Raw genomic sequence first — 19,011 nt, forward strand, 5'->3', positions numbered from 1 at the left:
TGGATATTTGCTCTCATGGTATGGGAATGGCTAGTGTCTTACCGGTACCTGATGATCTAAACCATTGAGAGTTTGACCATGTCCACCGCTACCTCCACTGCCGTCCGGTCCGGCGAGAATCTCACTCGCCGAGACCGGGTGCGTGTGAACTTCGCATCGACCATCGGCACCACGGTCGAGTTTTATGACTTCTACGCCTATGCCACCGCCGCCGTGGCCGTTTTTCCGTACCTGTTTTTCGCGGAGACGGATAACCCGACCGTCGCTCTGCTGCAGTCCTTCGCCACCTTCGGCCTGGCGTTCATCGCCCGCCCACTGGGCTCGGTGATCTTCGGCCACTTCGGCGATAGGGTGGGCCGGAAGGCGACGCTCGTCGGTGCGCTGCTGACGATGGGCATTGCGACCTTCATCATCGGCATCCTGCCCACCTACGCGCAGGTAGGACTCTGGGCGCCGGCACTGTTGGCGTTGATGCGTTTCTGCCAGGGCCTCGGCCTCGGCGGCGAGTGGTCGGGCGCGGCGCTGCTATCCTCCGAATACGCCGTGCAAGGCAAGCGCGCTCAGGCGGCGATGTGGCCGCAGTTCGGTGCACCGTTTGGCTTCTTTTTGGCCAATGGGCTGTTCCTGATTCTCGTCGCGACCCTGGGCTACAACCTGGGCGATACCACCGGCCCGTTCATGGAGTGGGGCTGGCGTGTCCCCTTCTTGCTGTCCGCCGTCATGGTCATCGTCGGCCTGTACGTGCGTTTCAAGCTCGAAGAGACCCCGGTGTTCCAGACGGCCGTCGATACCGGCAAGAAGGTCTCCTCCCCGCTCGGTGAAGTCTTCCGGACCTCCTGGCGAGCACTGTTCTCCGGCACCTTCATCATGGTCGGCTGCTACACGCTGTTCTACATCGTGACCACGTGGATCCTCTCCTTCGGTATCGCGGATCCGGAGGCCGGCGGCGTCGGGCTGGGTATCCCCTACATCGCCTTCCTGGAGATCCAGGTGATCACCATCTTCGCCTTCATGGGCGGAATCCCGCTGGCCTCCTGGCTTGCCGACAACTGGGGCCGCCGCCCCACCCTCGGCTGGACCACCGTCGCGATCATCATCTTCGGCCTGACCTTCAACTGGCTTCTGAACCCGGAGACCGCGACCATGCTGAGCGTCGGCATCTTCTTGGGCGTAGGCATGTTCCTCATGGGCATGATCTTCGGTCCGATGGCCGCGATCCTGCCCGAGCTCTTCCCCACCAACGTCCGCTACACCGGCTCCGGCATCGCCTACAACGTCTCCTCGATCCTGGGCGCGGCCGTCGCCCCCTTCATCGCGACGGCGTTGGCCGCGAGCATCGGTGTCCAGGCCGTCGGTTGGTACCTAATCGCTGTGTCGGCTGTGTCGCTTATCGCGGTTCTCCTCGCGCGCGAGACCAAGAACGACGACATGACGCAGATCTAGCGGTGGTGCTTTGGGTGGGGTTTTCTTGCGGTGTGGTCTTGGTTGTGCATGGTGCGCTATCGCTGGTAGAAATGAGTAGCATCTAAAGGAGTGCTGGTTTCGACCGCGCGGGACTCGTTTAGGGGCACCTCCTTTCGACCAGCGCAAACGCACTATGCCTCGATCAGGCAGCACCGCAACGAACCGCGAAGAACAGACCCGGAAACCGCCCCCTACCGCCGCCCGCCGCGGTTGCGGTGCGTGAGCACGAGCTGCACGGTATCGAGCATCCCGAGTTCGAACAGGGCGCGCCGCAGGGCGAACTGGTATGCCCAGAGGCGTCGGTAGACGGCGTCGAAGCCTTCGGCGGCGGCTTCGCGGGTATGGCCGGCAAACAGTAAGGCCTGGAACTTCAGGCTTTCGATGGTGTGCGATCCGCTGTGAGTCTGCGAGATGATCCTTAGGCCGGTGTGGCGGTCGGCGAGGCGGTGCATGTCGTCGACTGTCGGGTAGTCGAGGCCCGGCCAGATGTAGTGGCCCAGTACCCGCGTCGCGTCGCGTCCGGCTGTGGTCATCTCGTCGGTCGCCACGGTCATCTGGATGGCGACTTTTCCGCCCATCTGCAGCATGCGATCCATCGCGCGCAGCACGGCGATGCGCTGTTTCGGAGTGATCACCTCCAGCTTGTCCACGCTGACGATGGCGTCATAACGCGCCCGCCAGTCGCTGACTCCGCTGAGCACGGAGTCGCGCACCACGGTCTGCACCGAGTCGGCGACACCTGCGAGGGTGAAGCGTTCCTTGAGCGCGGCGGCCATCTCCACATCGCCGGTGAGCGTATCGACGGCCGCGCGCCTCTTCGCCGCGAAGATCGCCGCGGAGCCACCCGCCGAAGGGTATTCCAGGACGTGGGTGCCGGCGCGGACGTTGGCGGCGTCGAGAAGCGCTTCGGTGGCCTGGCGCTGCCCGGAACCTAAGTCGTCGCGTTCGAGGTTGCGGGCGGGGTCGTAGGTGCGGATATCGACGAAGTGTTTGCCCGGCTCGCGTCCCCGGCCAGCGCCGGGCACGTGGCTTTTCACGGAGGTCCGCACGGAGGTGGACACGGCACTGGTGAAGATCGCCGGGAAGGCGCTCATGCCGTCGCCGGAAAAGAGGCGGACCAACTCTGGCGGCAACTCCCCGACCCCGGTCTCCCCTTTTGCTTTCTGTGTACGCCGCGGGCGGTAGCCACTGCCGATGAGTTTGTATAGGACCCCGGTGACGTCTTCGGAGCGCCACTCTCCTGCCATGTAGGACTCCGCGAAGCCGGTCCAGCCGGCGGAGGCGATGCGGTCGAAGAAGTCGTCGTGGTCGATGATGAGGTCGGCGCCGTCGACAAGCGCGAGCTCCGCCTTGCGGGCAGCGGAGGCGAAGTGGGCTTCGGCGAGACGGCGACCGACGCGGCCGAGCGGGGCCGGGTCTGGGTGCGCGATCGTCGGCCAGGCGTGGTCGTCGATGACGTCGAGATGGTTGCCGTTCACTCACCCCACGCTAGTGCCCGTGGCCTCCGTTTTTCGGCCGGACGCGCGGGCTAGGTGCAACAGGGTCTAGTATGGGGGCGGCATAACGTCATATCAGACTAAATCCTAGACAGGGAGTGTATTGCCCCAATGAGCGTTAGCGCCTACCGCCCGGAAGGCGGCCGCCACCACGTCGTCATCATCGGTTCTGGCTTCGGCGGAATTTTCGCCGCCCAGGAGCTCGAGCATGCGAACGTCGACATCACCCTGATTGACCGCACCAACCACCACCTGTTCCAGCCGCTGCTGTACCAGGTGGCCACCGGTATTTTGTCGTCGGGTGAGATCGCCCCGCAGACCCGGCAGGTGCTGCGGAAGCAGGAGAACGTCGACGTCGTCAAGGGTGAGGTCGTCGACATTGACACCGACGAGCAGCTGGTGCACTCCAAGCTCGGCCAGTATGAGCGTTCCTACTCTTATGACTCGCTCATCGTCGCCGCCGGTGCTGGCCAGTCCTACTTCGGCAACGATCACTTCGCCGAGTTCGCCCCTGGCATGAAGACTCTCGACGATGCTCTCGAGATCCGTGCCCGCGTCATCGGTGCGTTCGAGCGCGCTGAGATCACGCAGGACCCGGCGGAGCGGGAGAAGCTTTTGACCTTCGTCGTCGTTGGCGCCGGCCCGACCGGTGTCGAGCTAGCCGGCCAGCTCGCCGAGATGGCCCACCGCACCCTCAAGGGCGAGTTCACCCAGTTCCAGCCGGAGTCCGCGAAGATCATCCTCATGGATGCTGCGCCGCAGGTGCTGCCGCCGTTCGGTAAGCGTCTGGGACGTAAGGCCCAGCGTCAGTTGGAGAAGCTCGGGGTGACCGTGAAGCTCAACGCCATGGTCACCGACATGACCGACGACACGGTCACCTACAAGTCCACCAAGGATGATTCCGAGGACACCATCAACTCCAAGACCAAGATCTGGTCCGCCGGCGTGCAGGCTTCCCCGCTGGGTAAGCTCCTCGCCGATCAGACGGGTGCTGAGGTCAACCGCGCCGGCAAGGTGGCCGTGAACAAGGACCTCACCGTCGGTGATAAGTCCAACGTGTTCGTCGTCGGCGACATGATGGATCTGGACAACCTGCCGGGCGTGGCCCAGACCGCTATCCAGGGTGGTCAGTACGCGGCCCAGCAGATCTCCCGCGAGGTCGAGGGCGAGCAGAGCGCCGAGGAGCGCAAGCCCTTCGAGTACTTCGACAAGGGCTCGATGGCGATCATCTCGCGCTTCTCCGCTGTGGTGAAGATGGGCAACGTCGAGGTCACTGGCTTCATCGGCTGGGTCATGTGGCTCGCCGTCCACGTCATGTTCCTCGTTGGTTTCCGCAACCGGTTCGTCTCCGCGATCAACTGGGGCCTCAACGTGCTCTCCCGCGATCGCACGAACCTCGCTACCACCTGGCAGCAGTTCATGGCGCGTACGCGCCTGGAGTTCGGCTCCGAGGATCAGCGGAAGAACACCAACCCGCAGATCGAGATCGACGACATCGATCCTTCCGACGAGAAGAAGACCAACTAGCTGCGGGTCAGCACGGCAACGAGGAACGTTGAGTCCTCGTTGAAGGGCTTCAGGTCCCAGCTGGAAAAGGTGTGGTCGATCCTGAAGCCCACGTCGCGGGCGGTGGTGAGGAAGTCGTCGAAACCCCACCCGCGGCCGGCGCCGAAACCGACGACGAAGCGCCCGCCGCGCTTGAGCGCATCAAAGATGTGCTGTAGTGCGGGGGTGCGGCCGTCGTCGGCAAGAAAGCCCATGACATTGCCCGCCGAGACCGCGAGGTCGAACTCGGCCTCGGGGATCGGCTCCTCGGAGAGGTCGCCGACGTACCAGGTGGCGGTCGGGTGGTCGGTCACGGCGTGCTCGATGAGCACTGGGTCTAAATCCGTGCCGACGACCGTGTGCCCGCGCGCCGCCAAGTACCCGCCGAGGCGCCCCGTGCCGCAGCCGGCATCGAGGATGCGGGAACCGCGTTCGACCATGGCGTCGATCAGGCGGGCCTCACCGTGGATGTCTTGGCCCTGCGATTCCATGATCTTCCAACGTCTGGCATAGTTTTCGGAGTGAGCCGGGTTGGCCGTGGTCACTTCTTTCCAGGTCGTCATGGCACCAGTATAGGAAGGTGAAGATTCATGGGCGCTACCTCCCGCAGCAGCAAGCTCACGGTCCCCGTCGAGCGGGCGATCGAGCACTGCCGTATCGTCGTCGACGGCACCCGCCTGCCCGGCGAGTACCACCTCTCCTCCGCGCTTCAGGAGGTCCGTGAATACCCCAACGGGTATGTGTGGCTGGCTTTGCGTGAGCCAGACGATCACCAGATGGCTATTGTCGCGGAGAAGTTCGGGATCCACGAGCTCATCGTCGAAGACGCGGTGACCGCCCATCAGCGCCCGAAGGTTGAGCGTTATGACGACCAACTTTTCGCCGTCGTCCGTGCCGTGCGTTTTACCGACGACGAGCAGGTCTCCGATACCCGCGACGTCATCGCCACCGGCGAGATCCAGATGATCATCGGCGCCGACTTCATCATCACCATCCGCCACGACGCGGTGATGCCTTTACTTTTCGACGAAATCGACGCCTCCCCCGAGCTTTACGCCCACGGCCCCGCCGCCCTCGCGTGGCGCATCTCCGATCACCTCGTCGAGAATTACCGCCGCATCACCGCGTTGCTCTCCCGCGAGATCGACGAGATCGAAGAGGAAGTATTCACGCCCGGTTCCAGCTTCAACATCGACCGGATCTATCTGTTCAAGCGTGAGATCCTAGAGATGCGCCACGCCACCGACCCGCTGGTCGAGGCGCTGACCGGCATCATCAAAGAAAACAAGGATCTGGTGCCGAAGCAGGTCCGCAGTTATTTCCGCGACGTCCTCGACAACGAGATGATCGTGCGCGATCACATCGCGGGTTTCGACGAACGCCTCACCTCGCTACTCGATGCCTCCGTGGCGAAAGTCACCCTCCAACAAAACCGTGATATGCGCACGATCTCGGCGTTCGTCGGCATGGCCGCGGTGCCCACCCTGATCGCGGGCATCTACGGAATGAACTTCACCAACATGCCCGAGCTCAACAGCGAATACGGCTATTTCATCGTCCTCGGCGTGATCGTGGCCATCATGGTGATCCTATTCCTGTGGTTCCGCCGCAACCAGTGGCTTTAGGCGTCAGTTCAGGACCATGTTGCGCATGGTCGAGCGGGCCACCAGGGTGGCGGAGTTGGTGATCTCGACATCGAAAAGCTGGGTGCTTCGCCCGGTATGAATGGGCTTGGCGACGGCGCGGAGCACCCCCTCCTTCGCCGGGCGAATGAGATCCGTCGAGTTGTTGACCCCCACGACGTGCTGGCCGGCGGCTAGCAGGCCGGCCACCCCGGCGACCGACTCGGCGACACCGGCCATCACTCCCCCGTTGACCACGCCGACGTATTGGCGCAGGCGATCGTCGATATCTACTTCCGCGACGACCTGTTCGCGGCTGATGTCTGTGTAGCGCAGGCCGTAGAGCTTTTCGAGCCCGACCAGCGCCTCGTTGAGCTGGTTAAGCCCGTCATCGTCGAGGCGGTTTTCGACATCACGCAGAAGATCCAGATAGTCCATGGCCTCGATCGTACAAACGGACGTAGAATCAGAGGCCATGAGCTCTGAATCGAATCTCGCACAGATCGGCGTCGTGGGCCTGGCCGTCATGGGCTCCAACCTCGCCCGTAACTTCGCATCCCGCGGCCACACGGTCGCCGTGTATAACCGGTCGACGGAGAAGACCACCCGGTTCATGGAGGACTTCGGTGAGACCGGAAACTTCCTTCCTGCCGAGACGATCGAGGAGTTCGTCTCCCGCCTCGAGCGCCCACGGCGGGCGATCATCATGGTCCAGGCCGGTGCTGCGACCGATGCGGTGATCAACCAGCTCGCCGATGCGATGGACGATGGTGACGTCATCATCGACGGTGGCAACTCCCTGTTTACTGACACCATCCGCCGCGAGAAGGAGATGGCCCAGCGTAACCGCCACTTCGTGGGCGCTGGTATCTCCGGCGGTGAGGAAGGCGCGCTGCGAGGCCCGGCGATCATGCCGGGCGGGCCGAAGGAGTCCTGGGAGTCTTTGGGCCCGCTTCTGGAGTCCATCGCCGCGGTCGCCCCGGATGGTACCCCGTGTGTGGATCATATTGGCCCGGACGGTTCCGGCCACTACGTGAAGATGGTGCACAACGGCATCGAGTACGCGGATATGCAGGTTATCGGCGAGGCGTATCAGCTGTTGCGCTTCGGCGCGGGGCTGGAGCCCGCCGAGATCGCCGAGATCTTCGCCGAGTGGAACAAGGGCGACCTTGACTCCTACCTCATCGAGATCACCGCCGAGGTCTTGCGGCAGGTTGACGCGGAGACCGGCAAGCCGCTTGTCGACGTCATCCTCGACGCCGCCGGCCAGAAAGGCACCGGCCGCTGGACGGTGAAGCAGGCCCTCGATTTGGGGGTACCCACCACCGCCATCGGTGAGGCCGTGTTCGCCCGGGCGCTGTCGTCCTCGTTGGATCAGCGCAAGGCAGCCCAGGGGAATCTGCCGAGCGGTACACTGGCAGGCTTTGAGGAGCTGGGGATTAGCCGGGAAGACTTTATCGAGCGCGTGCGCAAGGCGCTGTATGCCTCGAAGCTGGTCGCCTACGCGCAGGGTTTCGACGAGATCCGCGCCGGCTCCGAGGAATACGGCTGGGACATCGACCGCGGCCGCCTGGCCACTATCTGGCGTGAGGGCTGCATCATCCGCGCCGCGTTCTTGGACCGCATCAAGGAGGCCTACGACAAGGACCCGGCGTTGACTTCTTTGTTGCTGGATCCGTATTTCCACACCGAGCTCAGCGATCTGGTGGATGCCTGGCGTGACGTGGTCATCTACGCCACCCGCCAGGGGCTGCCGGCGCCGGTGTTTACCTCGTCGCTCGCCTACTACGACTCGCTGCGTGCCGAGCGCCTGCCAGCGGCTATCATCCAGTCGCAGCGCGACTTCTTCGGCGCGCACACCTACCAGCGCGTGGATAAGGAAGGCACGTTCCACACCGAGTGGTCCGGCGATCGCAGCGAGACGAAGCTTAACTAGCGGCGCGCGCACCGCTCGGTCATATGTACGCGGAATCGACACGTTGCGAGAACGTGTCGATTTTTCGTTGAAAAATCGACATATGACCTTTAGTAGGAAAGCGGACTGCAACTAGGACTATGGCGCCAGTAGCCTAGAACGATGCCTCTCCAGGCAACGGATATGCGCTGTCTCGCCTTGTCTGTTAGGCCGATCGCCCAGTTTGGGGTATCGGGGCAAACCATTATGTGAGCCGCGATGAAATAATTCCTTTTCGGAATTGAAAGACCACCCAATGGGTATCAGTCTTTCACCGACAGTGGTTGCGTACCACCTCTAGGCCGTCGCTTTGCCGGCGATAATCCCCTGGATGAAAAGAGCGAATTGGGTGACGGCCATGATCACCGCCCCAGGTGAGGGTAGGTCGTTGCCCGCGAGTGCTTGGCGCCAACGGCTTTCAGCTTTGCGGTAATGCTCCTTCTCAGAAGCGCTACCACGGGAGCCTTCATAGGGGTTCTCGCGAGCATCGTCGCCAAGCAGGGACAAGGCTTGTTTGAATTTCGGCTTTAACGCTGGGGAATTTCTCATAAAACTCTCGGCCCAGCGCCTGAGGGCGTTTAAGGACGAGGTAAAAGACATCGTGATCCTCTTCGTCCGGGTAGACGGACTTATTCCTACAGGGCAACAATCGACAGGCTAATAGCAAAGCTGCCTCCGCTCAGGGGTTGAATGTGACGGAGGAAATAGTTGAAAACGCAAGTAATTCCTATTTTAGTAATTCTAGAAATGCATCTAAGTGGTTTATGTCATAGGGTGAGGGCGTCGCAGTAACCTGCAACCGCCGGAGGCACCATGGAAATCGTATGGAAAGATCTGAGCTTTAGATACTTAAAACACTCGCCCCCTGTTCTGAATTCCGTCTCCTTGGTCTTGAACAGGCCTGGTATTTACGCGGTCCGTGGCCCGTCAGGTAGCGGTAAGTCTGAGGCGGCCTGGGTTGGTCGGAGACTAGGTTTTACCCTAGGAGGAAGATCAGCATGGCACGACCCAGTCAGTACGACGCAGTCACGCAGGAGCGCGCGGTGCGCATGTACTTCGAGCGCCTCGAAGAAGGCGACATCTCCAAGGCGGGCGCCCGCCGGGAGATCGGCGAACTGCTCGGCGTAAAGGAATCCACCCTGCGCAACTGGATCCGAATCCAGGAAAAGCAGGCCGAAGCTCCTGAGCCCGGTTCCCTGTCCTACCAGCAACTCCAGGCCGCCTACGACGAGCAGGCCAAGGAAGTGGCCAAGCTGCGACGCGCCAATGAGATTTTGAAAACGGCGTCGGCTTTTTCGCCCAGGCGGAGCTCGACCGCAAACTTCGGTAATCGTGGAGTTCATCCGCACCTACCGCCACCGCTTCGGGGTCTGGCCAATCTGCGAAACCTTGACTGCCCATGGCATCGCGATTGCCCCAAGCACCTTTTACGACCATCAGGTCCGCGGCTTCGGCCCCTCGGACGCCGAACTCGACGAAGCGTACGCCGCCCACCGCTTTTACCGGTTGTGGGAGGCCAACCGCCGAGTCTACGGCCGGCGCAAACTCTGGAAAGCAGCCATCCGTGACGGCATGACTGTTGGCCGTGACCAGGTCGAACGACTGATGAAGATCACCGGCATCCGCGGTGTGTCCCGCGGGATGCACCGCAAGAAGACCACCGTGGCCACCCCGGTCCACCGCCGGCACCCGGACCTGATCAACCGGCGGTGGGCGTATCCGTCGCACCCGGATCAGTGGTGGATCGCGGACTTCACCTACGTCTGGACCCGGGAGGGCTTCTGCTACGTCGCCTTCATTGTCGACGCCTACTCGCGGCAGGTCCTCGGCTGGGTGGTCACCACGGTCATGGACACCCGGATGGTGCTCATGGCCCTGGAGCACGCCCTGTTTTCCCGTCGGCGCACGAGGATGGACTTCACCGCCACCGGCATCGTCCACCACTCGGACGCGGGAGCCCAGTACACCTCTATGGCGTTTACCGATGCCCTTGTCGAGGCCGGGTTGCAGGGCTCGATCGGCTCGGCTGGTGACGCCTTGGACAACGCGATGATGGAATCGGCGATCGGGCTGTACAAGACCGAACTGATCGGCTTCGATCCACGTCGTACGTGGAGGGATGCCCGGGAGGTCGGAACGGAAACGGCCTCGTGGGTCTACTGGTACAATCACCAGCGTCTGCACTCGTCGATCAGTGACGTTCCCCCGATCGAATACGAGCAGGACTACGAGGAATTCAACACCACCCGAAGAGCCCAGTAAGGCTTTTACCCGTAGTCTCCGAAAAACTCAGGCCGATTCAGTCAACTGCCCTTGACATTTTGGCCGGACTGAAAAAGCCTCAGGACGGCCAGTTTCTGATCGATGGCAAGCGAGCAGACCGGTGGAACAACGGGAAATTCTCCCGTTGGCGGGCCCGTCACGTAGGCTATGCTCCCCAAGCCCCGACTTTGCTGGACAGTTTGACGTGTCAAGAAAACCTTGCGCTCGCAGCCCAAGTGGCGGGTCGAAACCTATCGGATAACCAGCAGGTGGACCTCTTGGGCAAGCTGAAAATGTCTGAATACGCACGTGCGTTACCAACCGACCTTTCCGGCGGCCAGCGGCAGAGGGTATCGATAGCTCAGGCAGTGGCATCCCGACCGGCTTTGCTGCTCCTCGACGAACCAGTCAGCGCGCTAGACAAGCGCAACATCGGCGCCGTCGAAGCCCTCATGCAGCATGCCACCCAAAGCGGTGCCATCGTGGTGTACTGCTCCCATCAAGAGCTGTTCGATGGCAGTGCCCCTACTTTGCTCGAAATGGGGCGGTAACATGAAGACGCTCACTCCAACAACGGCGTATCGCAGGGAACTCAAAACTACCGCTCGCCCTTATCTTGGTGGTTTGATCGTCACAGCGGTGGTTGTCGGGGCTCTCGTAGGGACCATTCTCTATGTAGCTTTCTCCGAGGGTGGCGCTGACGACATGAAGCAGGGAATGGTAAATCTCAGCTCAATTGCTGTTTTCCCTGCTATTTTCGGTGTGCGCCTCGCCCATCAGAGTTTCATTCGCGATCACAGTAGCACCCTCGGGGCACTCAGAAATCTCGGTGTCAGCGACGGGTTCTTTCGGCGTCATCTGTTAGTGCAGGCGCTTATTCTGGCAGGTCTGGCCAGCGTTTCAGCGGTTGTCCTCGGGCGCCTGATAGTTCGCCCCTTGCTTTCGCTTGTCTTTTGGGGGTCACTACGGACTTTCCGCACACCTGGAGCTCTCCCCTACAGGTCGTTTGGACTGCACCTCTCGTCCTCGGCGCCATGTACCTGATTGGGGTAGGAACCATCAGCCCAGGACAGGTGCTAGACAAGCAATTGGATTCTGTACCGGGCTCTAAAAAGAGCGCACAATTCGCAACTACCGTAGGCGTCGTAGTCGCGGCAGTGAATATAGCGTGCGGCATATGGGCTCTGTTCGGGGGTAGAACGATTCATATCGTAGTCGTAATGATCTTAACAACCCTCGTACTCGCAGCTGTTCTGGCAAAGCCTTTGACTAGGATTCTTGCCGGGCTGCTCTCTTCACTGTTGAGTCAAACGGTCGGATGGCGGGCTCCTGCGCTCGGGCTACGATCAGTATCCACTGCAGATACGCTCTCGCGCGTAGGTCTTTCTGCAGTGCTTGTGGCTATTCCTCTGGCCGGATTCTCGTGGGCATACTCTTCTCTTCACGCAGGCGCATATTACGCCGCGCAGAATGTCAATGACGTTCCAGTTATCGCTACTGAAGATCATCGCCTCACGGACCCCGATGACGCCGACACGATCTGCGAAAACCTGGGTGAAATGTGTCACGGAGTCATCTATTGGCAGTTCTCGGATGTCGAAGCTGAGGGCATCGAGGCTGCCGACCCAGATGAAGCGGAAGACTACACCATTTCTGCCTCAAGTACCCAAGTAATTGATGAGTTTGTCAATGAGCCTTTCGCTCCGGAGGAGGATAATCCGTTCCACCTCGACTTCATGCGACTCGCAACAGCGGTTACGGAGGATCCACCTGGCTATCCGGCTTGGGCGCTCGCGGTCGTGAATTCTTCCGCTACGGCTCCTGACGGCTACGCGGTCATATCCGCTAAGGAGTGGGCAGCGCAAGCAGATGAGGACACTCAATTGTTCTACGGCCCACATGGTGATGGCACGGGAAGTTTTATCCCCTTGGCTGCATACGCCTTGCTTGCGATCTGCCTCATCTTGTCAGTTTCGGCTCTCGGAAACCGGACAAACCTGCTGCGGTTTTTTGCCCCATTACGTATCCTCGGCCGATCTGAGTTCGGTATTAGGTCGGCAGCCTTTTGGACCGTTTTCTTTCCGTTTGTGGGCGGGACTGTCTCGGCAATAATAGCTGGGTTTTGGTACACCACCGTCGCCTACATCACCACGACTGGTTCTCTCGGAACCTGGTTGCCGTTCATGCCAATTGGGCTGGGGGTGCTATTCGCTTTTGTGTTCATCGCAGTAAGCGCTACCACTTTCCTGCCCGAAGCTAAGGCGTACCGGCCGCGCAACGATGCTGAAGCGTCCCGCTAGCACTCACCTTCACCGCATTTTTGGGTACATTCATACCAATGACTTCTTTCGGCGATCTCGGCCTTTCCCGCCCCGTGGTGGATGTACTCAAACGCCAAGGCATCACCAGCCCCTTTCCGATCCAAAAGGCCGCCATCCCGGACGCGCTCGCCGGCAAGGACGTGCTCGGCCGTGGACCGACCGGCTCCGGCAAGACGCTAACCTTCGGGCTGCCCATGCTGGAACGCCTGCATGGCACGGGCGCATCGATTCCGGGCCGCCCGCGCGGGCTGGTGCTCTCCCCTACCCGCGAGCTCGCTGCGCAGATCCGTCAGCGCCTCGCCGATTTAGCCGCCGCCTTGGGCTTGCGGGTCATCGAGGTCGTCGGCGGTGTCAACATCAACCACCACATCCGCGCGCTGGCCACACCGGTTGACGTGCTCGTCGCCACCCCGGGGCGCGCCCAGGATCTCATCAACCAGAAACGCCTCAGCCTCGAAGACGTAGCCATCACTGCGATCGACGAGGCGGACCAGATGGCCGACATGGGCTTTTTGCCCCAGGTGCGCCAGCTTCTCGACGCCAGCCCCCACCACGGCCAGCGCCTGCTGTTTTCGGCGACGTTGGATGGCGACGTCGATAAGCTCGTCCAGCACTACCTCCATGATCCTGTCACCCATTCCACCGCCCCGGTGAGCGCCGCCGTCGACACCATGACGCATTACCGGCTCGTGGTGGCGGATCGGCCGACGCGCAACGCCGTCGTCGAGCGCATCGCGGCGCGCGAGGGCCGCACGATCATGTTCATGCGCACGAAGCATGGGGTGGATCGGCAGGTCAAGAAGCTGCGGCGCATCGGGATCAATGCGGAAGGCCTGCACGGCGATAAGTCGCAGGGCGCCCGCACCCGGGCGATCGAAGGCTTCCACTCCGGCAAACTGCCCGTGCTCGTGGCGACGGACATCGCCGCGCGCGGCATCGACATCCACGACGTCTCCCTCGTCGTCCACATCGACCCACCGGCCGAGCACAAAACCTACCTCCACCGCGCGGGCCGCACGGCGCGGGCGGGGACGAGTGGGGTCGTCGTTACGTTAGTTATCGAGGAACAGCGCGCGGAGGTCGACGCGCTGATGCGCAAGGCACAGGTCGAGGCTGAAGAGGTGCTTATCGACGCCGACAGCCCCGCCCTCGCCGACATCACCGGCGCCCGCGCCTACCGGGGTGCCCCGCTGCCTCCGCCCGGTCAGTCGCAGAAACCGAAAAACGCCCAGAAACCGGCCAAGAAGCGCCCGAAGAACGCGCCGATCGCGCAGAAACGTGGCGGCGGCCGCCCTCAGCGCAGGAGGCCGAAGCGGCGATGATCCTCAGCGCGCAGACCTGGACTAAACGGCAGGCCGCGCACGAGGCGGCCGCCGATGAGCTCACGGCCGACCACCTGCGCCGCCGCACCCGGCACGAGAAACACCCCGTCTACGACTTTCTTTTCGAATACTATCCCGTACGCCCCAGCCACCTACGACGCTGGCACCCCGGCGGTCTCACGCGCTTAGACGACCCGGATGGTCGCGCGCCGCACCGACAGTGGAAGGACTACCGCGTGCTCGGCGATGAGGTGCTTTTCGACGCTGAGGCCTACCGCGCCCGCCGCGGATCCACGATCGACTACATACGCAACCTCTTGGTCAACACCTCGGCGCATCCGGCGCGTTTCGACTGCTTCGGGCTCCACGAGTGGGCCATGGTGTATCGGGCCGACCGGCTCCGCCATGACCTGCCGCTGCGGCTGGGGGCGCGGGAGACGGATCGGGTCGTCGAAAAGCATCACCTGCGGTGTAGCCACTATGACGCGTTCCGATTCTTCACCCCGCCGGCCCGGCCGCTGAACCTGCGGGTGCTCGAGCGTGCCGATCAACCTGCCACCGAGCAGGCCGGTTGCGTGCATGCGACGATGGATCTCTATAAGTGGGCCGCGAAGCTGGGGCCGGCGGTGCCGGGCGAGCTCTTCCTCGAGACGTTTCGGCTCGCCCGGGATGCTCGGGTGTTGGATATGGAGGCCTCGCCGTACGATTGTCGTGGGCTCGGTTTCGGCGTCGTGGCGATCGAGACCGCCGAAGGCAAAGCCGAGTACGTCGAGAGGCAACGCGCGCTCAGCACGCGGGCGAAGCGGCTGCGGGCGTGGCTTGTCGGTGTCATTGACGACACCTTCGGCGGCTAATATGAGCACCTAAACAACCGTGCGTGAACGAAGGGGCATCTCAAGGTGGGACGGCACTCCAGCGGCAAAACAACTACTCGCTTTCCATTGGGGCGATTATTGCCCTGATCGTGATCCTCGCCTTGATCGTCGCCGGCCTGTGGTGGTTCTTCGGCCGCGACGGCGACGCGTTGGCGGAAGGTTCCGAGGAGGCGGCCGAGCCGGGACGCGAGTGCACCGTCGTGCCGGTCGTGGCTGCCGACGAGGAGATCGCCCAGACCGCCCTAGGCGGGCTGTCTTCTGCGCCGGATGAGGAATACTGCCACGATATCGAGTTCATCGATGACGTATCGCAGGCCGCCCTCTATGTCGGGCCGGACTCCCCCGCCACCGAGAAGGTGCTCCAGGATGCTGACCGCTCCCAGGCCGCCTCCTCTGTTCCGGTGGCCTCGGTGCCGGTCGGAGTCTCGGGCCCGGAGCAAACGGATGCCGACAGCCTTAATGCCGAGGACGTCGCCTTCGACGTAGAGGCGCAGCCGGAGGCCGCGGTGTTGGTGGCGGACGCGTTGGGTGCGTCGGATCTCGACTCTTCGGAAGGCGCTTTTGCTGCCACCGCCGAAAACCGTGCCTCGGAGGGCGAGGAGTTCAGCGCTCTTGATGACCGCGAAATCGTCCACCACGCGTATGTGCTCGAGGAGAACGAGTCTGTCTCCGCGCAGCAGGTTGATGCCGCCTCTGGTGTCGCCTCGGAAGCGGGAGATAACTACTCCGGTGCGGCTGAGACCACTCCGGCGGCGGCGGCCGTGTGGGAGGCTGCCGGATTCGCTGCTCCGGAAAATGCCCGGAAGGAGGATGTGGAGTCGGATGCCGCTGCTGAGGCGGATGCCCCTGTCGCCGAGCCTGCGCCGTACACCCTGTTCCTGCTGGATACCTCGGATGCTCTCGCGCCGGCTTTCGCCCCGGTTGCGGACGCCGTAGGCCAGGCGGCGCTCAGACTGACCGGCGGCGAAAACCAGGTGGCGCTGTGGAACTACTCCTCCCCACTCAACCCGGGCGTGACCCAAGGGTTCCGCCGTAACCTCAACTACACCACCGACGGACAGGTGGTCAGCGATGTGGTCGAGCGCTTCGGCACCGGTGGTGTGCCGCAGACCCGTGAGGCGGTCGCTGCAGCTGTCGAGGAGTCCGCGGCCCTGCCGGAGACGTCGCGGGTGGTGTTGGTGACTACGGGAACCGCGGATGAGAGCGAGCTACCGCCGCTGCCCGAGGGCGTGGAGCTGGCTGTTATCCACATCGGCGACGGGGAGGTCGACCAGGCGCTACAGGATGCCGCCGGCTACCACGAGCAGGTCACCGATCTGACGAAGCTGAACGAGGCCGTGCAGCGCGCCTCCCGGTTGGCGCAGCGCCGGTCTAGTGCTTGCGTGTCGGGCGCGGTGTGTCCGGCGCGGTGCTGGAGCGTACAAAGGCTTGAAGGAAGAACCTTGTAAGGCGCGCCCTTTAAGCATCTTCCTTCAAGAGTTTGTGGGCGCCGGACGCCATCTGCCGGTTCGGGAAAGTGGGTAGTGCGCGTCCGCGCAGTTGGCAGTAGGGTCCCGGCTTCCTGGTAGCACCCTCTAGCTCCGACGCATCCCTGATGCGGAGGCCCCTGAAGTTCGGTGTCTCCTGTGGCAGTAATACGAAAGGAGATTCTTCTTTTCGGGCGCGCATAGACTTTTTCGGGCGCGCATAGACTACAGCGATACGCCCCATTCCACGGTGTGCGGCCCCGCGGAGTCTCTCTCGCCAGAATGTGCCTGCCGGAGTGTGTTCCTCGCGCCTTGGTCGACTGGCGGGAGGTGAAGAAACCCACCTACGCGACTATGCCGCCGCATAGTGCGGGCTGGTTTTCACGCACGTGCGTAATCGGAAATCGATGGATCCCGGGAAACTCATAGGTATACGAGACACACGGGGGCACACTGTCACCTGCGCCGTGAGGCGACCACTGGTGCCGCCACGTTCGCGGTTTGCTGGGGGTTGGGGGATCTGCTGCGCCATCGAGGCCTAGGACGTGGCAGCCGGCGCCGGATAGCTAAAGCCGGCCGACATCCGTGAGCTGATGTCGGCCGGCTTTCAAAGACTGCAGAAAGTGAGAACGGGTTAGGAGGACTTGCGAGCGCGGCGGGCGGCGAGCTCGTCCATGCCGATGACCTCGGCGTCATCGTCCACGCGCTCAGACGGGAAGGAGGCGATGGTGCCGCTGAGTTCCTTCATGATGCCCGGCACCGCGATGCCGAAGACGCCCTGGCCCCCACCGAGCAGGTCGATGACTTCGTCGGAGGAGCGGCACTCGTAGACCGTGGTGCCGTCGGAGACGAGGGTGATCTCGGCGATATCGTTCACGCCGCGGTTGCGCAGGCTATCGACGGCCACGCGGATGTTCTGCAGCGAGATGCCTGTATCCAGCAGCCGCTTGACGATCTTCAGCACCAGAATGTCCCGGAACGAGTAGAGACGCTGGGAGCCGGAGCCGCGGGCGTTGCGGATCGAGGGCTTGACCAGGTCGGTGCGGGCCCAGTAGTCGAGCTGGCGGTAGGTGATGCCGGCAACCTGGCAGGCAATGGGCACGCGGTAGCCGACTTCGTCGCCCGGGCTGATGTCGAACAGGGACTCCTGAACGCCTTCGTTGTCAGTGTTGTCGGTGTGGTTGTTGATGCTCACGTAATTACTCCGTTGGGGTTTAAAAGAACCGACACTTATGTGCCATTAAATGCCAAGGGTATACCGCCGTCAAGGCTACGGCGGGCAACACGCCGAACCCTAAAGCTCGACTTTAACTTTAGGCTTTTTCGTCCCCGTTGTCATCATCAGCATCATCCGAATCATCCGAGTTATCGGAATCCAGGTCACGGAGCATCTCCTGGAACTCCTCGTCGATGCCGTGGGCCCCCTCCCCGACCTCAGCCGCGTCGCCGATATCCAGGTCGAGGTATTCCTCGAGCTCTTCCGGCGCGATGTGAAGCGCCGCCTGGTTGAGCACGTCTTCGTCGACGTCGATCGGCAGGCCCAGGATCTGCGACAAGATCAACACATCGGAGGCGCGGGCGTCGATATCCTCCCCGGACGCGGTACGGATCTCCCCGATGAACACCCCCTCGTAGTAGCTGGTCAGGGCGAGGCGTTCGACGCCGCCGTCGTAACGCGAGAGCACATCGGCGAGGACGTCGTGCGGGGTGGGCCGGCGCCTGCCCGAGCTGTCCTCGAGGGTGCGCTCGGCGAGCTCGGCGCCGTCGATCGGGGATAGCCACACCGGCAGCACGCGGGACTGTTCGTTCCAGACCAACACCGCGCAGAAGAAGGACTCGGGGCCGATGACCCGGACCCCGTGGTAGTCGACCTCAACATAGCCGGATTCCATAAGTTATCCCTCGAACTCCTCTCGCAACGCGGCCTTGACCAGCGAGGCATGCAGGGACACCACCAGCGCCGAGATCTGCTGGCCGTATTCCTCGGCGCGCTGCTTGGCGGTGTCGTCGCGGCCCTGCGCCAGCGGGCCGGCAACCTGGCTGATGAGATCCGCATGGCGGTGCGCGGCCGTACGCAGGCGCTTGAGCTGGTCGGCGCGGAACCCATAATCCTTCAGTGACATCGCGGTGGTGACCACGCGGACGTCGTCGGCGGTAAAGAAACCGGACACATCCGGTTTGATGAGGCCTGCGGCGACGAGGTCGGCGACGTCGGCCTCCGTGCACCCGGCCTGGGAGGCCACGTCCTCGCTGGTTAAGCGCGTGCGCACCGGCGCGGCGAAGTTCTCCGGCTTGATCATCGGCTCGGTGTCGCCGGAGCCCATCAGGCTGGTGACCTCGCCGCTGTCCATCGCCTCGAGCTGCTCGCGGATGACCTTCAGCGGCAGGTAGTTGTCGCGCTGGGTGGTCAGGATGTAGCGCAGCCGCTCGACGTCGACGTCCGTGAAGCGGCGGTAGCCCGACTTGGTGCGCTGCGGCGTGATCAGACCCTCGGATTCGAGGAAGCGGATCTTGGAGACCGTGACGTCCGGGAACTCGGCGTTCAGGTGCTCGAGCACCACGCCGATGGACATCGTTTTCTTTTTGGTCGTCCGCGCCGACTTCTGCTTACGTACTGCACTCACTAGGGAAAATCGATCTTCTTATCAGTCGGTGATTTCAAGGGCTAAGAATGTGGGTAGGCG

General features: G+C 62.6%; 18 protein-coding genes and 1 other annotated feature. Of the genes, 11 read left to right on the top strand and 7 right to left on the bottom strand.

The window, feature by feature from the left end; genetic code table 11:
• Positions 1-78 precede the first annotated feature (78 nt).
• Positions 79-1,443 (top strand): MFS transporter, encoded by a 1,365-nt coding sequence (locus C3B44_RS05760; protein WP_108431535.1) that lies wholly within the window; start codon positions 79-81, stop codon positions 1,441-1,443.
• Between the two features lie 212 nt (positions 1,444-1,655).
• Here the strand turns inward: C3B44_RS05760 and C3B44_RS05765 are convergent, their stop codons facing one another.
• Complete coding sequence (locus tag C3B44_RS05765) at positions 1,656-2,942, bottom strand: SAM-dependent methyltransferase (RefSeq protein WP_108431536.1); 1,287 nt, start codon at positions 2,940-2,942, stop codon at positions 1,656-1,658.
• A gap of 129 nt (positions 2,943-3,071) precedes the next feature.
• Here C3B44_RS05765 and C3B44_RS05770 point away from each other — a divergent pair, with 129 nt between their 5' ends.
• Positions 3,072-4,487: an NAD(P)/FAD-dependent oxidoreductase gene (locus C3B44_RS05770; protein WP_108431537.1), complete on the top strand. Its 1,416-nt coding sequence runs from the start codon at positions 3,072-3,074 to the stop codon at positions 4,485-4,487.
• On the opposite strand, the gene C3B44_RS05775 is transcribed toward C3B44_RS05770, so the two are convergent.
• Positions 4,484-5,068, bottom strand: coding sequence for a class I SAM-dependent methyltransferase (locus tag C3B44_RS05775; RefSeq protein ID WP_108431538.1), 585 nt, complete (start codon positions 5,066-5,068; stop codon positions 4,484-4,486). The two genes, C3B44_RS05770 and C3B44_RS05775, sit on opposite strands and share 4 nt — an antisense overlap.
• A 27-nt stretch (positions 5,069-5,095) precedes the next feature.
• Here C3B44_RS05775 and C3B44_RS05780 point away from each other — a divergent pair, with 27 nt between their 5' ends.
• Positions 5,096-6,130 carry a magnesium and cobalt transport protein CorA gene (locus C3B44_RS05780; RefSeq protein ID WP_108431539.1) on the top strand — a complete coding sequence of 345 codons (1,035 nt, stop codon included), beginning with the start codon at positions 5,096-5,098 and terminating at the stop codon, positions 6,128-6,130.
• A 3-nt stretch (positions 6,131-6,133) separates the two neighbouring features.
• On the opposite strand, the gene C3B44_RS05785 is transcribed toward C3B44_RS05780, so the two are convergent.
• Complete coding sequence (locus C3B44_RS05785) at positions 6,134-6,604, bottom strand: PaaI family thioesterase (RefSeq protein ID WP_159077379.1); 471 nt, start codon at positions 6,602-6,604, stop codon at positions 6,134-6,136.
• Between C3B44_RS05785 and gndA the strand changes: the two genes are divergently transcribed.
• On the top strand, positions 6,603-8,063 hold the full coding sequence (gndA, locus tag C3B44_RS05790) for an NADP-dependent phosphogluconate dehydrogenase (RefSeq protein WP_108431540.1): 1,461 nt from the start codon (positions 6,603-6,605) through the stop codon (positions 8,061-8,063). The genes C3B44_RS05785 and gndA overlap by 2 nt on opposite strands.
• Positions 8,064-8,378: 315 nt before the next feature.
• On the opposite strand, the gene C3B44_RS05795 is transcribed toward gndA, so the two are convergent.
• The gene (locus C3B44_RS05795) at positions 8,379-8,681 is read right to left on the bottom strand and encodes a hypothetical protein (RefSeq protein ID WP_108431541.1); all 303 of its coding nucleotides are present in this window, start codon (positions 8,679-8,681) and stop codon (positions 8,379-8,381) included.
• 398 nt (positions 8,682-9,079) lie between these two features.
• On the opposite strand from C3B44_RS05795, the gene C3B44_RS05800 reads away from it, so the two are divergent.
• The 7 genes from C3B44_RS05800 (at position 9,080) to C3B44_RS05830 (ending at position 16,309) form a co-directional block, all read left to right on the top strand.
• A protein-coding gene (locus tag C3B44_RS05800) for an IS3 family transposase (RefSeq protein ID WP_108431542.1) occupies positions 9,080-10,343 on the top strand; the annotation gives its coding sequence in 2 pieces (ribosomal slippage) (positions 9,080-9,375 and positions 9,374-10,343; 1,266 coding nt in all).
• Positions 9,369-9,500: a sequence feature (AL1L pseudoknot), on the top strand. It overlaps the preceding gene by 132 nt.
• 35 nt (positions 10,344-10,378) lie before the next feature.
• Positions 10,379-10,894, top strand: a complete 516-nt coding sequence (locus C3B44_RS05805; RefSeq protein WP_268876422.1) for an ATP-binding cassette domain-containing protein — start codon at positions 10,379-10,381, stop codon at positions 10,892-10,894.
• Positions 10,895-11,060: 166 nt separating this feature from the next.
• A complete protein-coding gene (locus C3B44_RS12175) occupies positions 11,061-11,387 on the top strand; it encodes an FtsX-like permease family protein (RefSeq protein WP_412841944.1) in 327 nt (108 codons plus the stop codon).
• A gap of 353 nt (positions 11,388-11,740) precedes the next feature.
• A complete protein-coding gene (locus C3B44_RS05815; RefSeq protein ID WP_159077380.1) occupies positions 11,741-12,643 on the top strand; it encodes a hypothetical protein in 903 nt (300 codons plus the stop codon).
• A gap of 38 nt (positions 12,644-12,681) precedes the next feature.
• The gene (locus C3B44_RS05820; RefSeq protein ID WP_108431546.1) at positions 12,682-13,986 is read left to right on the top strand and encodes a DEAD/DEAH box helicase; all 1,305 of its coding nucleotides are present in this window, start codon (positions 12,682-12,684) and stop codon (positions 13,984-13,986) included.
• Entirely contained in the window at positions 13,983-14,840 is an 858-nt protein-coding gene (locus tag C3B44_RS05825; RefSeq protein WP_108431547.1) for a 3-methyladenine DNA glycosylase, read from the top strand. The genes C3B44_RS05820 and C3B44_RS05825 overlap by 4 nt, the downstream gene beginning before the upstream one ends.
• Positions 14,841-14,863: 23 nt before the next feature.
• Positions 14,864-16,309 carry a hypothetical protein gene (locus C3B44_RS05830; protein WP_146183453.1) on the top strand — a complete coding sequence of 482 codons (1,446 nt, stop codon included), beginning with the start codon at positions 14,864-14,866 and terminating at the stop codon, positions 16,307-16,309.
• A 652-nt stretch (positions 16,310-16,961) separates the two neighbouring features.
• On the opposite strand, the gene C3B44_RS05835 is transcribed toward C3B44_RS05830, so the two are convergent.
• The 3 genes from C3B44_RS05835 to ftsR all read right to left on the bottom strand — a co-directional run bounded on the left by C3B44_RS05835 (position 16,962) and on the right by ftsR (position 18,900).
• Entirely contained in the window at positions 16,962-17,516 is a 555-nt protein-coding gene (locus C3B44_RS05835; protein ID WP_108432585.1) for a MerR family transcriptional regulator, read from the bottom strand.
• A gap of 124 nt (positions 17,517-17,640) precedes the next feature.
• Positions 17,641-18,219: a bifunctional nuclease domain-containing protein gene (locus tag C3B44_RS05840; RefSeq protein ID WP_108431549.1), complete on the bottom strand. Its 579-nt coding sequence runs from the start codon at positions 18,217-18,219 to the stop codon at positions 17,641-17,643.
• Positions 18,220-18,222: 3 nt separating this feature from the next.
• Entirely contained in the window at positions 18,223-18,900 is a 678-nt protein-coding gene (gene ftsR, locus C3B44_RS05845; protein WP_108431550.1) for a transcriptional regulator FtsR, read from the bottom strand.
• Positions 18,901-19,011 lie beyond the last annotated feature (111 nt).

This window comes from Corynebacterium yudongzhengii, from assembly GCF_003065405.1.
GTDB classification, from domain to species: domain Bacteria; phylum Actinomycetota; class Actinomycetes; order Mycobacteriales; family Mycobacteriaceae; genus Corynebacterium; species Corynebacterium yudongzhengii.

What these genes read in the sequence shown, in the direction of transcription:
- C3B44_RS12175 (WP_412841944.1), top strand. Translation starts at nt 11,061, where the DNA reads ATGGTAAATCTCAGCTCAATTGCTGTTTTCCCTGCTATTTTCGGTGTG.
- C3B44_RS05825 (WP_108431547.1), top strand. Translation starts at nt 13,983, where the DNA reads ATGATCCTCAGCGCGCAGACCTGGACTAAACGGCAGGCCGCGCACGAG.
- C3B44_RS05780 (WP_108431539.1), top strand. Translation starts at nt 5,096, where the DNA reads ATGGGCGCTACCTCCCGCAGCAGCAAGCTCACGGTCCCCGTCGAGCGG.
- C3B44_RS05785 (WP_159077379.1), bottom strand. Translation starts at nt 6,604, where the DNA reads ATGGCCTCTGATTCTACGTCCGTTTGTACGATCGAGGCCATGGACTAT.
- C3B44_RS05775 (WP_108431538.1), bottom strand. Translation starts at nt 5,068, where the DNA reads ATGACGACCTGGAAAGAAGTGACCACGGCCAACCCGGCTCACTCCGAA.
- C3B44_RS05770 (WP_108431537.1), top strand. Translation starts at nt 3,072, where the DNA reads ATGAGCGTTAGCGCCTACCGCCCGGAAGGCGGCCGCCACCACGTCGTC.
- gndA (WP_108431540.1), top strand. Translation starts at nt 6,603, where the DNA reads ATGAGCTCTGAATCGAATCTCGCACAGATCGGCGTCGTGGGCCTGGCC.
- C3B44_RS05840 (WP_108431549.1), bottom strand. Translation starts at nt 18,219, where the DNA reads ATGGAATCCGGCTATGTTGAGGTCGACTACCACGGGGTCCGGGTCATC.
- C3B44_RS05795 (WP_108431541.1), bottom strand. Translation starts at nt 8,681, where the DNA reads ATGTCTTTTACCTCGTCCTTAAACGCCCTCAGGCGCTGGGCCGAGAGT.
- C3B44_RS05820 (WP_108431546.1), top strand. Translation starts at nt 12,682, where the DNA reads ATGACTTCTTTCGGCGATCTCGGCCTTTCCCGCCCCGTGGTGGATGTA.
- C3B44_RS05760 (WP_108431535.1), top strand. Translation starts at nt 79, where the DNA reads ATGTCCACCGCTACCTCCACTGCCGTCCGGTCCGGCGAGAATCTCACT.
- ftsR (WP_108431550.1), bottom strand. Translation starts at nt 18,900, where the DNA reads ATGTCCATCGGCGTGGTGCTCGAGCACCTGAACGCCGAGTTCCCGGAC.